This window comes from Dolichospermum sp. UHCC 0315A, assembly GCF_008121535.1.
GTDB classification, from domain to species: domain Bacteria; phylum Cyanobacteriota; class Cyanobacteriia; order Cyanobacteriales; family Nostocaceae; genus Dolichospermum; species Dolichospermum lemmermannii.
Genome location: NZ_CP043059.1, coordinates 13861 through 27292 on the forward strand (window position 1 = coordinate 13861; position 13432 = coordinate 27292).

Consider the following 13432-nt stretch of genomic DNA (forward strand, 5'->3'; position numbering starts at 1 on the left):
CATGGAGTATAATCACTGGTTTTGATAATATATTCAAAATTAAATTTATACCCAAATATATGATAATTTAAAATATTAAGAATAAAATGGATAATAAATTTTTAAATTAAAATTATGAATCCAGACCAAGAGGCATATCAAATAGACTTTATAGAAGCCATGCCAGGGTTTATTTCAATTATTGACTTAAATCTGAGATATCTTGCTGTTAATAAAAAACTAGCTGAGTTAATGAACTTAGATAAAGAATCTTTTAAGGGAATGTCTGTAGGCAGTAGATGTCATGAACAAAGACAAGAAATCCAGAAATTGGTAGATGCTCCAGTGGGTACAGAAATAAATTGGGGGTATTATGATCATGATACTTGTTTGTTAGTTTCTTCTAAGAGAGAAAATAATTTTATCATCAACCAAGCGATTGATATTAGTAATAGAAAACAGCTAGAAGAAAAACTTAAAGCCTCAAATGAAAGAAATAGAATTTTACTCAAAGCCATTCCTGAAACTATCAAATCAGGGACTGGAAAACGCTCTACTGATGAGTTAGAATTTCTTGTTAAATCCTTAACTCAAAATCCCATTATTGACAGACAATCAATTGAGGCATTAATTAGATTAGAAGTTCAGGTTATGGAAAACTCTAGTAAAATGCAACAAATAGAAAAAATGCTGTTCTGGGATGATTCCTCGTTGATGGGTAGAATCAAGGCATTAGAAGTTTATCAACGAACCGATGATGAGAACTGGCAAGAATTTGAGGATAACAAAGATAAAATAGAGGATTTATCGAGAATTTCTACTATGATTACCAACATTCCCGGTGGTTTGAAATCTTGGTTTATTATGTTTATAATATTCCAAATGCTAGGAATTTTCGTCATAGATGTAGGTGTTAGATTGTTTAATTTGGAAACCTTGATACCGATTGAAAGAAAAAATCAATAACTCAAACCAGTTTTTTGATCTCATAAGGCAATAAACCACATCTACTTTAAAACCCATAGTTTTTTCTTAATCGGGTTTTATTCCCAAATCCTATGCTCTTCTCTGTTCCCGTATCATTATTAATTCCTCACCTTTAATTATGTTGTTTAAAAATCAACAAACCGAACTATTACCTATTACCACAGTTATCTACAGAAATCTTAGTACCATAAGGTTAGTTAACCTCCATCCAAGACTTTAAATACTGTGTAATTTCATCCACAAAATTCTGCGCTCTCTCAAATAAAGCCATTGCTGACTCCATATCTGGTTCTAACATTTCTCCATAATCACTTGCTTGTCGTTCATCAAATGCTCGATGAAAACTCCGCGATAACTCCTTAGAAAAAATTCCCGTCTTCACAAACTCACGATCAAAAAAACTAACTATTCCACTATGTTTAGAACTGCCTAAACCTTTAGTTGCTAAAAGACCCAGTGCCGCATAAAACATTGCATAATAAGAGCGATTGATAGTACCACGAAAAGCTGATTGATTGAGTAAAATCTTTGCTTCTCTTAAAGTTTCTTCACTTTCAGATAAACGGTACTCAATTAATAACTTTAGTTGCTGATTTATCATACAATAATACCCTCTTGTAACACCTTAGACAGTAAGGGACTAGCTCCCATAGCTCCCCTTTCTACCTGTGCTTCTGTAACTACAAAGGTGGAAATAACTAGATCATATTTAAAACCTACTTCCCACGCCAAATCGCTAATTTTTTCTCGACATGATCTATCTAATTCAGTAATTTTAATAAACACATCTAAATCTGATTCTTCTGTAGCATCACCTCTCGCTCTTGAACCAAATACCCGTAAATCCAAAATGGGAATTATCGCTTCTAGTCGAGAGCGAAACTCTGAAACAATTTTTCGATCACTATCCTGTATCATTTCTATTCCTCTAAAGAAAAACCAATCTTTACTAACTGTTCCTTAATCTTTCTATTTAAATAATAAAGCAATTCATATTTGTTTAGAACCGGGAATTTAATTTAAGTTCTAAATCTTGAGCATAACAAAAAATCTCTCTCCTGCGCTTCTGCTTGATGCTCTTTAACCAGTGGTTCTCCTTCCCATCCACCAATAACTTCCTCAAAAAAACCAGGAAACCAGCCCCTATTTTCAGGTGTAATTATAGGTGTATTTTCCGTGACATCTTCAAGAATAGATGTGATTTCTTCTTCTAAAGTCCGTTGATGACTTTGAGCAAGATATTTGAGTTTTTCAAGAACGATAGGATTAAGCTTTTGCAAAATAACTGGAGTCATAAAACCTGTAAAATAAAACCAACCTTAGCTAACTATATTTTAATCTCCTCATCCAATAATTGCATCTCTCGCACTCACCTAATATCATTGCACTCATTCTGTCCTCAAAGCTCTCCTCCAATGATCAGCAACCATCTTTAATAACGTAGTAATTAATACAATCATTATAGTTAAATGGAAAAGCCGGGATAAACCCAGCCTATTTATTATTTAATTGCGATAGATATCACCTTCTGGGATAAACTCATCATCAACGGGGGAATTACCATTAATAGTGAAAGTCTCTGCTGGTTTGGATTTATCAAGCAGTTTTCTGTATTCTTTCCTGACAGCTTCCCGACATTTATCTTGGAGAAGTTGAGTACAAGTATCCTCGTCTTCTCCTTCTGATATGGATGCCCAGATAGAACAACCTAATGAAGCACTATTAAAGTCGCCTAAATTAAACTTTCTTTCATAGCTTACTGCGATAGTTTTGATGAACATTTTCACCTCTTTTATTTGATGAATCACCCCCAATAAGCGATAGCATTAAAAAAGTCAGCAATACCAATATAGGCATTGCCAACTAATTGTTAAAAATTGTCTGGATCATTCCAACCAGGAGGATTAAATACCCAAGTTGCTTTCAACATATTATTTTCCCCATAATCTCTAACAAGGTGATCACAGTTTCTCAGAGATTTAATCAAACAACTGTCAAAATCTGGAGTACAAGCGTTACCATCAAATATATAGAAATCAGGATGCGAGGAAAGACTAACTTCGGAAGCATATCGTTGTTCAATCCACGTAGGATGATTTTCATAAATTCTGATTTGGAATCCTTCGTAATGAACTATTATGTTATTCATGGGTGTCCTCGCAATTAATAAAAAACCACAACCTTGCAGCGATAGCCCCCAGAGATAACCTTTCTATAACGTCATCTTTGTTGACTTGGTTTTCAATATTGTCAGAGTACAAAAAGGTCAGCGATAGCGAAGCGCCAGTAATATCATTAGTTTTGGTTTCTAATTCGTTCAGGATATTTGGGTTCATAATCATTACAAAAAACAGCAAAATCCTGAAGTAATAACATTAAAAAAAGCCAGGAAATCCCTAACATTTTATGTTAGAATTATATTACTTCAACACCAAATTTCAGTGTTTTTACAAATTCATCAAACCGACATTCACGGAGTTTCTTAGTCCATAGTTTCCTGTCACCATCCCAATAAAATCCAGCAGTTTTAGCTAGTTCACGATTGTCATATCCAACCATTGCCTTGAACTCAATGATTGGTGAATTGGCTACAAATACCGCTTGATTAACTATTTGTGGTAATTGTTGTTTACGACGATTAAAACACTCCACCAATAACCGAACATCATCACCAGCACGGTGAACAGTGCTAATGCCAATACCCATCCACAAAGCTAAATCAGTGAGTTTATAACTGTCATTTTTAGTAGGATAACCCCAGTCAAAATCCTTCATGGCACATAACCAATTGAGGTTTGTATTCAATAATTTATCTACCAGGGGTGCATCAAATTCAGCGTTAAAAGCGATCGCATAATCAGCAGCATTAGGCATTTTATTGAGCGTTTCCACAAATATTTGTGCAATCCATCCAGGAGCATTCAAAGTCAACTCTGGACTAATACCATTAACGAACTCTGCGGGGTTTTCTGTTACTGGTAATACTGTGGAAATGCTACAAATTGCCCCGGTTTCTCGGACATTATCACTAACTTGATACAAAGTTGCTGCAATTTCACAAACCTTTGCATCATTGATATCTGTGGTTTCGGTGTCAATAATTAATAGTTTCATTTTGTTATCTGTTGTTTAAATAGTCACTTTTTATAGGCGATAGCACTACTTAAAAAAAAGACCCAAGGTTTCCCCTGAGTCCTTAATTATCATAAAGAATTGTTACTTTTAGATAAAGACCCAGGTTGCCCTGAGTCCTTAATTTTCCGTGAATACTTAATTACTATTGTTGACTGTCTGGTAATGCCAATTTAGTAGGTGCTGGTAACAAAGCTTTAACTGATTCATCAAAGCCTAAGCTAGTATCATACTTTTCCAACACCGCAGACATTTTAGTTCTTGTTCCCATAAACAAAGCTGGGAAATTTTCTTCATCGGGGTGAATGTAAGTCCCAACTTTGCAGCAGTAAGATTTCTGTCTAGCGTCACCTTCCTTAACACCTTTAAACTCCACGTCAACAACACACAATGAACGCCATCTATCATCTTTACCACTGGGTTTCTTGTTCAGCATTCTCGCAAATGTTAATTCAGCTTGAGAGTAATACTGTTCCAAAGCTTCTCGCAGACTCCATAAAGCTACATTCTTGAATCTGATTCTGATTGGTGTTTGATGCAGAAAATTGTTAGCATTATCCAGAAACATTATTAAATGCTCTGAGACTGCACTCATAAGTTTCTTGTCAATTTCTTCAGCATATTCGTCGTACCAACCAATCATTATTCCTTCTAATTCTGGGTTATCTTTCAGGTCAGTTTTATATCTCAAGTATGGACGAACATTACCCAAGATTATCATTCTAGCATTGGTCATAAATAATCCTCTCTCAACACCACCTGATAAATCCTTTTCAACTATTTCGGGAGTGCCGAACCATCCAGCTTTTGCTAAACTCTTTTCGGGAATGAATAAGCCAGCTATTTCGGCATTGATGACAATACCATAAGGAAATCTCTTAGGTCTTACACAATTAAACTCTTCTCCCATTAATGCAGGATCTATTTCAAATTCAGAACTAACATCTGGTTCTTGATTCATTTCATCAACTGTATCTTCAAGATTCTCCGTTACTTCATTAATTGTGTATTCAGGATTTCCGTTAACTTCATTAACTCCATTTTCAACATTATTCTCAGTCATGTTATTAACTCCAGCTTCAACATTATTCTCAGTCACTTCATTAACCCCATTTTGAACATTATTAGCGGTTCTTTTTCTAGTCATAATCAAAATTAAAAGACATTAACATCATTAAGTTTCATGGAAACCAACATCAAAAAGCGATAGCATTAGAGTTTTAATCCTCAACTAGCTATTAATTGTCACAAAAACCAACTTCTCCAACCAATAATTCAGAGACAAGATTTTCCTGTCTCCTAACTATTAGGTCAATAAATTCACCGATATATCCACCAAAGCATGACCACTATTATCAATCAATGTTTTCATGCGTTCTTCGAGTCCTGGTTTTCCCCGAACACCGGAAAAGTGATAATCAAAAAATTCACTTTGTTCCTCAAATTTCACTAAACTAATGGTGGTGATTACTCCACATAATTCCAATTCCGATTCAACTTGTTTTCTGTATTGTAACCAAGGATTTAAAGCATCTGTAGTCCCATTATTCAACAGTGCATAACACCAATTTCCTTGCATATCAAGAAACGTTATTTGCACCCAATTCTGTGCAGGTAAATGGGCAAATGGTTTACCAAATACTGGTGCAGATGCCCATAATATAATCATCTTTAAAGTAGACCCAATTTCACTCAGTTGATTACCAACTTCTAAGTAAATTTTACCTACTTTGCGATTGAAACGATATCTTCTTAATTCCATTGTGTTGCTTTGAAATCATCAACACTGGAAAGCGATAGCATTAAGTAATAGGACAAAAGTAATTACACAAAAATATGGTCTAAAATCCTTGATTGGTCAAGAATTTGTAAATAACCAATATGTAATTAATTCTATCCAGATACTTAATTGAGAAACACTGATAAATTGGGATCTAAAGACAATGTTGATTCCCGGTGTTCATGGTACTGTTTCTTGAGTGTGCTAATGCGGCGATCGCTCAATAATTTAGCCTGTTGTTTCTCCAATTCTTCAATAGCATCCCGGTGATTTGCAATCTGAAATTCAATATCTGCAATCTGTTCAGAATGTTTATTAGCTAATTCCCCAGTAATGCGTTGAATATCCTCGTCTAATCTGGCAAGTGTGGTATCTTCTTTATTAGTAGAAAACCGTTTCTTCAAGACTAAAACAATTCTGCCCTCCTTATTATGATAGACAACCTTATTTTTGGAAGTTTCCGCAAGTTTCAAGGCTTCAGCAATAGCATCGGGCATAATAACCTCAATTTCACGCTGAACTTCAATGGCAGTATTTCGTAGACTTAATAACAGGTCAAGTGATTTATGTTGAGTCATGATAAAATAGTTGCAAATACTAGCTGAGACTGGTGCTATCATCCACACCAGTCCCTTCATTTACTATTTAGTTACAGTTTCCTGTGCTAAAATTGATGCTAATGTGTCGGGGTCAAAATCTAACAAACCCTTGGCACTTTGTTGAAACAGTTTAAACTTTTGCAGGGCATAATCTGATTCAACAAATCCAGTTCTTTGCAGAAACTGTGAATAGTCCATTTTCCAGTAAGCACGGGATAAACTTTCTAGAAATTCATTCATTTCCTGAATACCAAAAACAACAACATCAAAAAGCGATAGCATTAGGTCATTTGATTTTCACTGGTACACCCCGACATAGTTTGTTATAGACAATCACCGCAGCGCGTTCTTTCTCAAACTTCTGTTCCCCAAATAAATGCCAACCCCCATCCGTTGATTCTTGTTTGGGAATATTCGCTAAAGTTCCTGTAGAGTAAATACCATCATTATTCCGTAACATTACAAAATGGACATTTTCCCTAATTTGTTGATAACGTAATATCAGAAAGTTTACATTAGTAGGTAATTTTGACATTTATTCCTCCGTTATATTGCATTGAATGTTGTTGAGATAATTCGTTAAAAACCCTACGAATATCAGAAATTCTCAGATTTTTGTAGTTGGTACTTCCAACTCCGCATCTTCTCCACACACCAATTTGCTGGAAATAAACGCAGAGATAATATCCATAGTCAGGCCATATCAATACCGGACATTTAAGACCTGTATAATATGGTTGGAATTGTTTGATGGGGTTGCCTAAATCTTTTAAACTACCCTTATTAACCAGCCAAAAATCGGCATCATCAAAGTTGTTTTTGACAATCCAATAAAAACAAGACTTATTTTCCAAAATGCTTCCCAAAACACAACGGAATCGGGAAGCGATAGCATTAAAATAAACTTAGTTGTTTGGGTTCAATTACTGCGGTTTCCAAAGTTTTAGGATTAAATTGAATGATTGGGAGATGGTGAGCGATCGCTATATTCACACTTAATGCAGCACCCCCAGTCAACCGATTATCATAGACAGCCAAACAAATATTAGAATGTTTGACCATCCACTGATTACGAGCTTGCATGACACCCGGTGTATATTCTGGATAAAGCACGATTTTATTTGATGCAGACTTCAGGAGTTCTTTGTATTTAAGTTTCTGTTGAAGAGTCCATAATCTGTCTTGGTTTTGACAGGGGATTACAGCAGTCCAATGAAGTTGTCGTTCAATTAAAACCTCAGCAGCTAATTGGTCAATACCTAAAGCCATCCCATTGAAAAACTCTGTTACTCCACGCTCTAAAGCCATATCAATCAATTGATTAATTCCATCTTTGATGTTAGTGATATCTCGGTGTCCAGTGAAAAATGCTTTCATAATACTGATGTAAAGAACACCAATAACAAGCGATAGCATTAGCGTGACGCAAGCCATTAGCAATAGAAAAGTCCCTAGATAAACTAGAGACTCGTGGGTTTATTCAATGTCAGTTAATTGTTGGTTTCAATCCTCAATCCTCAATCCTCGTTTCAATTCTCAACGAGAATTGTCACAAACATCAAACAAAAATCTTCCTAATCATTCTATATCATGTAATCCTTGAACTTCCTGAATAGATTTGATAGTATTGTCAAGAAATCTACTAATCAATTCAATCCTTACTTCATACGATATAGTAGGATTATTCAGATTCTCAACTTGGAACTTTGCCGATAACATATTATTGAGAGCTATTGCTAAATTTGTCTTCATTTCACTATCTCGTTGTTCGTATTCCTGAACCTCTAACTCCCAATCTTCCGGTTCATATTTTGTTACAGAAACGGGCATTCCATGAGCTTCATGATATTCAGTATATTCTGACATAATGATATTACAAAAACACCATCGTCAACAAGCGATAGCATTAAATAACCCCAATCTAATGGCTGGGGTTAATAACTATAAATTAATCATCTCTGAAAGAATTAAATAACGCTTTCTCAGCATCATTTCTACTTTCAATTTCACCCAATTTTGCTAATGCAGCATCTAAACTCTGATAAGTAGCACAACAATAGAGATGACGCTTTTCAAATATCCCATAATAGCCGGTGATACCTTGAGCTTTACCTGCTCTGGTGATATCTGTACACCACTTGGTATTGAGCCGAGATACGTGTAAAAACCTGCAAGATGGTCTGGAAACGCTTGCTGTGTCTACATTTCAAAGATTTCTGGAGGAAGATTAATCGCCGACTCCAAAGGTTGAGGAATATTATGTAAATTCACCACATAATCACCGTATCTTTTGATATGTCTTGTAATATAAGGACTCAAAGCAGCAAGGTATCGCATAGGAATCACCTCACCCTGTGACATCAACTTTTGAATCGCCAACGACATATCCACCGTATTTTGCAAAATCACCGCACTGGCCACCAAATCCAAATACTTTAACCGCTTTTCCTGCTCAATCGGATCATTCTCAGTAATCATCCCTTGCTTACCAAAAAATACCCAATCCAGAAAACCATTATACATCTCCACAACATTTGTTACCGCCGTAATTTCCCGTCTCAAAGTAACATTAGAAATATAATCCAGCAGAAACATAGTCCGCACCACCTTACCTAACTCTTGAAAAGCTTGATAAAGACGATTTTTGCGACTGTAGCTCCCCAACTTACGTAACAACGTCGAAGGCATCACCTTCCCAGCCTTAATTGACAGCACCACCCGCATCATGTCAGACCAATGAGTCTGAATTAAACTCCAATTCACCACACCCTTAAACAGTGGCTCAATATGCTGATAGCTCACATCCGTACCAGGACGCACAAAACTAAGATCCTGCCAATTACGGATACGTGGCATCAACTTAATACCCAGAAGATAGGAAATAGCAAACACAGGTCCAGACTGACCTTGAGTATCTGCGTGCAACGTATCCGGCTGAATATCCGAAAGATTTTTCAACAACCCATCCAAAATATAAACCGCTTCCCAAACCCCACAAGTGATGAAGTGAGTAAACAAAGCAATGTATTTATCCGAGACATGATGATAGGCAATACCACCATAACCACCGTAACGAATATGATACTCACTGTGTAAATTATTCTCGTATATCTCAAACTTACTGCCATCCGCTGCCACCTTTTTCCCTGTCCCCCAACAAGAAGGTAAAGTAAACCGATTATAAGCATTAATAACATCCCGAATTGCCGCTTCAATCTTGGCAGCACTAACATGACGACGGTTAGTATAAGAAATTTCATGGGCAGTCACCATACCCCCCGAATGACGAGCCATTTGATTAGGTCCAAGATTGCAACCGTAACCAAAAGTAGTAAAAATATAACGTTCCCCTGGGTCAGATATTTTGGCTTCACTTCCCGACATCAAACCAAAATGTCTAGTCCAATTTAACCAATGCTCAACATTGCACAATATATCTAAAATACTCCGTTCCGGCATCAGCGCCCGGATTTTCGACTCCAATAAATCCACCTCTGGGGGTTGAGTAAATGATGGTGGTTTCTTTAATACAGGGTCGCCCTCCTTATTAATTGTAAATTGTTTATCAACAGCACAAATATTATCTACTTTCTCAGCAACTTGTGTTAAACATAAGCGTAAATGTTCGACAAAATCCGTTGGATTAGCCGGAAAACCAATTAAGTTACAGTAATCTTTTATTAATGGTTCACACTCAACAGGACTTAATAATTGTTCGCGGAAATCCGCGTAGCTTTCCGACCCCACAACACAGGCATCTCCCGTTTTAAATTCAGTCGCCAAATTGTAAAAGATGCAAATTTCTAATTGCTGACGTACCAAAACCTCGGTGTCATCAATTTCGGCGACGACTAGCGCCCGCCAGTTATTACTAATAAAATCCAAATTGATATCAAAAGGCAAATATTTAGAACGTTTGTGTTCATGATCTAACACAAATTGCAAAGCTGCAATCACTGATTCATCCGCAGAAGTAGAGAGAATATCTAGAGAACGCACTAAACTAAACAGTGCTTTGCGGTTGGCAGCATAAAACCGCCACATTAATGGTAAATAGTTATTGGTATTGTACGCCGCAATTTCATCTAATTTTTGTATCAGCAATTCTGCCCCACCATGTTCATCCAAAATTGACTGCACCTGTTCTCCAAATACAGCATTATCCTTGGTTTCCTTGGCTTGTTTGGATGCTTGTAATACTTGTCCCAATGTTGCTAACAACTCTGATGTTTCTGTCAGATGTTTATCCCGGAGTTCCTGCAATCGCAGTTTGGCATTATTTTGAATCTTCAAAATACGTTTAATAAACATCTCAACCAGATAATCACGAGTTTTTACCTGTGCTTCGTACAATAGACATAATAGCAATGTCCGCCGTTTGGGTAAATTAATATCTTGAAATTCTGTGATATCTAAAGTTCTAGCATAAGCAGCAAAATGTCTAACTTTGGTAGGAGTAATATTTTGTAGTAATCGCTTGGCATCTCCAAAAGTCATGAGCATATCAAACTTGTTTTGCAGGAGTTTCATCCCATTTAGTTTGGCACTTTTAGGTGGCGATTTTAATAAATTCAGGGTGGCATTTTCATTATCCTCCTCCTTGTCTATCACCACGAGCAATTGGTCTAAATAAATTTGTTCGGTAGTTGAAAGTCCTTGAGAACAAAGTGTAAATAACCGATTATTGACCATTGACCGAATGTGGCGAATTAATCGGTCAAGGGTGCTAAATGCTGGTAATTCGTATCGTTCTTTCACTAATTCCTCAATTGCCACATTGATTAAATCAGCAGGGTGGTCTTTAATTTGGGCTGCTTCTGCAACTAATGTGGCTATTAATCTTTGACCTGTTTTATCATATTGTTTGACTCCTAAATACTCCCGAATAATATTTTTATAGGTATGACGTTGGCGTTCGGAGGGTATTGCTTTTACTGAGTCTTGTAACTTTAAACACGACCGTAAATGTTTAATTACCGCAATTGGGATCTGTTCAGGATGAGGGAAATATCCTAGACGTTGAAAGGATTTCAACATCACCATTAACCGTAGCAATCCTTCATGGTTCTTGGTTTTAGACTTGACAAACTTGATTTCTGTAGGTGTTGGAGTGTAAAGTTCTGCCAGTTCTTTGGGGTCAGGAAATTGTTTAAATTTGGGATAAGCGGTACGGTCAATTGATGTCATTCAAGTAATATTTAAAACATATAATAATCTAGTGGAAATTTTGAAAATATACTGTTTCAACAAGGCTTTAATCTGAAAACCCGTTTATAAATCAAATACGAGTCTTATATAATACTAAGATTACTCAAAATGGTTTTATCCCTCACTCCCCTACCAAAGAGTATTTTATATTCTTTTGGGTAGAAATTGACAATGCCGATAAAAATGTTGTTTTTTCGCTCAAAAAGTTGTCAATAATTATGAATGTTATGGTGACTCAGTTCAGCTTTGTAGTTCTGGATTAATCAGCATATTTAAGGCGTGACGGGCGGCTGATTCGGCTTTTTGGGAGGTAACTTTCTGGTAGCGTAATGTGGTTTGAATGCTTTCATGTCCCATGAGTGAACGTAATTCTTCTATGCTGATTAATCCTACTCGTTCTGTAGCATAAGTATGGCGTAAATCATGAATGCGTACCCCGGTTAATTCGGGATTGGTATTGGTAATTTCTCGCCAATAATCATGCAATGTATGATAGCTAATTCTACTGACTTTGAGGGTAACTGGATGTTGTGCTGTAAACAATGCGTTGATATTTTTATGTCGTGTGTGTTGGAAATATTTATTTAGTGATTGGGCGGCATCATTGCTATAAAAGCACCACCTTTGTTTGTTGCCTTTTCCCAATACCTGAAATTTCTGATTTTTGATATCTAGGTCTGATAAATTCAGTGCTAAAAGCTCTCCTATTCTACATCCTGTGCGATGCAATAGATGAATTATTGCTGATAGTCGCAAGTCATCTTTGGTTGCTGTATAGAGGATATTTAGCTGGTCTGGTGTTAGATATCTTATGAGAGTATCGCTTTTATGTTCGCCTTTTTCTCGTTGTGGGGGACGCTGTTTTAATCCCTGAATTGGGTTGATTTTTATATACTCTTGTTGGACGGCGAAGTTAAATAGACTTTGCAGTATTGCTTGATGCTTATGGTGGGTTGTGTATTTTAAATGTGAGAGGCTATCTAGATACTCTATTAATGTTTGCTTACTGATTATTTCGATTAGCCAACTTCCATATTCTGCTAGGAAGTTTAAGAGGGTTAGTTCGTAGGTTTTAATGGTACTGGGTGCTAGTCCAGTCCGTTCTAAAAATTTGACGGCAACGGTGGCTAATGTGACAGCTTGCTTCACGGAAATTTGTGTGTTTTTAGCAAGGTTATTTATTCCTAAATTATATATCTTTTAGGGAGAAATATTGGCAGTGTTTTATGGATACTTTTAAAACTCCAAAACCTGGAGAATCTCTGTCCGACTATGTTTTGCGGATGAGAAAGGAACTCAATTTAACTCAGTTTGAGGTGGCGAATGCGGCTGGTGTTCATTCTCGCTCTGTGGGGAAGATTGAACGGGGATTGACAAGGAAACTTAGCCATAAAACTCTTGGCGGTCTTGCTTTGGCTTTGTCTGTGCCTGTTGAGTATTTGCAGGCTGTTGTCAGGGGAGAAGAGGTTCTGGTAATGGCAGCGATTAAGTTTTGCCCCCAATGTTGGAATCCTGGTGGCGTTGTGGATTCAATGTGGGGAAATGTTCGGGCTAGGTTTTGTTATCTATGCGGTACGCAATTACGGTCTAGTTGTGCTAATTGTGGTGAGTTGGTGGTGTCGTTGAGGTATAAGTTTTGTCCTCTGTGTGGAAAACCTTATAAGGATGGGGGGAAAAATTGTTGAAAGCTAGACACAGTAGGCATTTCCAGACCATCTTGCAGGTTTTTACACGTATCTCGGCTCAA

At 36.7% G+C, this 13432-nt stretch carries 19 protein-coding genes; 2 read left to right on the forward strand and 17 right to left on the reverse strand.

The annotated features are described in order from the left end of the window. The first annotated feature begins 114 nt into the window (after nucleotides 1–114). Nucleotides 115–945, forward strand: a complete 831-nt coding sequence (locus BMF77_RS25975; protein ID WP_148766522.1) for a PAS domain-containing protein — start codon at nucleotides 115–117, stop codon at nucleotides 943–945. 214 nt (nucleotides 946–1159) lie between these two features. Here the strand turns inward: BMF77_RS25975 and BMF77_RS25980 are convergent, their stop codons facing one another. The 17 genes from BMF77_RS25980 to BMF77_RS26060 form a co-directional block, all read right to left on the reverse strand. After that, on the reverse strand, nucleotides 1160–1567 hold the full coding sequence (locus BMF77_RS25980; protein ID WP_053541462.1) for a HEPN domain-containing protein: 408 nt from the start codon (nucleotides 1565–1567) through the stop codon (nucleotides 1160–1162). Beyond that, nucleotides 1564–1884 carry a nucleotidyltransferase family protein gene (locus BMF77_RS25985; protein ID WP_148766524.1) on the reverse strand — a complete coding sequence of 107 codons (321 nt, stop codon included), beginning with the start codon at nucleotides 1882–1884 and terminating at the stop codon, nucleotides 1564–1566. The genes BMF77_RS25980 and BMF77_RS25985 overlap by 4 nt, the downstream gene beginning before the upstream one ends. A 101-nt stretch (nucleotides 1885–1985) precedes the next feature. After that, entirely contained in the window at nucleotides 1986–2261 is a 276-nt protein-coding gene (locus tag BMF77_RS25990) for a hypothetical protein (protein ID WP_148766526.1), read from the reverse strand. Between the two features lie 210 nt (nucleotides 2262–2471). Continuing rightward, nucleotides 2472–2747 carry a hypothetical protein gene (locus tag BMF77_RS25995; protein WP_148766528.1) on the reverse strand — a complete coding sequence of 92 codons (276 nt, stop codon included), beginning with the start codon at nucleotides 2745–2747 and terminating at the stop codon, nucleotides 2472–2474. Between the two features lie 89 nt (nucleotides 2748–2836). Then, nucleotides 2837–3115 carry a hypothetical protein gene (locus BMF77_RS26000; RefSeq protein ID WP_148766530.1) on the reverse strand — a complete coding sequence of 93 codons (279 nt, stop codon included), beginning with the start codon at nucleotides 3113–3115 and terminating at the stop codon, nucleotides 2837–2839. Continuing rightward, nucleotides 3108–3302 carry a hypothetical protein gene (locus BMF77_RS27540; RefSeq protein WP_210422259.1) on the reverse strand — a complete coding sequence of 65 codons (195 nt, stop codon included), beginning with the start codon at nucleotides 3300–3302 and terminating at the stop codon, nucleotides 3108–3110. Before BMF77_RS27540 ends, BMF77_RS26000 begins: the two co-directional genes overlap by 8 nt. 79 nt (nucleotides 3303–3381) lie before the next feature. Then, the gene (locus tag BMF77_RS26005; protein ID WP_148766532.1) at nucleotides 3382–4080 is read right to left on the reverse strand and encodes a 3'-5' exonuclease; all 699 of its coding nucleotides are present in this window, start codon (nucleotides 4078–4080) and stop codon (nucleotides 3382–3384) included. A gap of 163 nt (nucleotides 4081–4243) precedes the next feature. Beyond that, on the reverse strand, nucleotides 4244–5245 hold the full coding sequence (locus tag BMF77_RS28480) for a DUF5895 domain-containing protein (protein WP_246863021.1): 1002 nt from the start codon (nucleotides 5243–5245) through the stop codon (nucleotides 4244–4246). 159 nt (nucleotides 5246–5404) lie between these two features. Beyond that, the gene (locus BMF77_RS26015) at nucleotides 5405–5860 is read right to left on the reverse strand and encodes a hypothetical protein (RefSeq protein ID WP_148766534.1); all 456 of its coding nucleotides are present in this window, start codon (nucleotides 5858–5860) and stop codon (nucleotides 5405–5407) included. A gap of 143 nt (nucleotides 5861–6003) precedes the next feature. Beyond that, nucleotides 6004–6456, reverse strand: coding sequence for a hypothetical protein (locus BMF77_RS26020; protein ID WP_246863022.1), 453 nt, complete (start codon nucleotides 6454–6456; stop codon nucleotides 6004–6006). Between the two features lie 63 nt (nucleotides 6457–6519). Beyond that, nucleotides 6520–6759: a hypothetical protein gene (locus BMF77_RS26025; RefSeq protein ID WP_015081630.1), complete on the reverse strand. Its 240-nt coding sequence runs from the start codon at nucleotides 6757–6759 to the stop codon at nucleotides 6520–6522. Between the two features lie 4 nt (nucleotides 6760–6763). Further along, nucleotides 6764–7012 carry a hypothetical protein gene (locus tag BMF77_RS26030; protein ID WP_041458691.1) on the reverse strand — a complete coding sequence of 83 codons (249 nt, stop codon included), beginning with the start codon at nucleotides 7010–7012 and terminating at the stop codon, nucleotides 6764–6766. Beyond that, complete coding sequence (locus tag BMF77_RS26035) at nucleotides 6993–7331, reverse strand: hypothetical protein (protein WP_148766538.1); 339 nt, start codon at nucleotides 7329–7331, stop codon at nucleotides 6993–6995. Before BMF77_RS26035 ends, BMF77_RS26030 begins: the two co-directional genes overlap by 20 nt. 40 nt (nucleotides 7332–7371) lie before the next feature. Further along, nucleotides 7372–7854, reverse strand: a complete 483-nt coding sequence (locus BMF77_RS26040) for an SLOG family protein (protein ID WP_148766540.1) — start codon at nucleotides 7852–7854, stop codon at nucleotides 7372–7374. Between the two features lie 201 nt (nucleotides 7855–8055). Then, nucleotides 8056–8343, reverse strand: coding sequence for a hypothetical protein (locus BMF77_RS26045; RefSeq protein ID WP_148766542.1), 288 nt, complete (start codon nucleotides 8341–8343; stop codon nucleotides 8056–8058). A 333-nt stretch (nucleotides 8344–8676) separates the two neighbouring features. Further along, complete coding sequence (locus BMF77_RS26055) at nucleotides 8677–11664, reverse strand: Tn3 family transposase (RefSeq protein WP_148762638.1); 2988 nt, start codon at nucleotides 11662–11664, stop codon at nucleotides 8677–8679. 261 nt (nucleotides 11665–11925) lie between these two features. After that, nucleotides 11926–12834, reverse strand: coding sequence for a tyrosine-type recombinase/integrase (locus BMF77_RS26060; RefSeq protein WP_148762640.1), 909 nt, complete (start codon nucleotides 12832–12834; stop codon nucleotides 11926–11928). A gap of 77 nt (nucleotides 12835–12911) precedes the next feature. Here BMF77_RS26060 and BMF77_RS26065 point away from each other — a divergent pair, with 77 nt between their 5' ends. Beyond that, nucleotides 12912–13370 (forward strand): helix-turn-helix domain-containing protein, encoded by a 459-nt coding sequence (locus BMF77_RS26065; RefSeq protein ID WP_148762642.1) that lies wholly within the window; start codon nucleotides 12912–12914, stop codon nucleotides 13368–13370. Nucleotides 13371–13432: the final 62 nt, after the last annotated feature.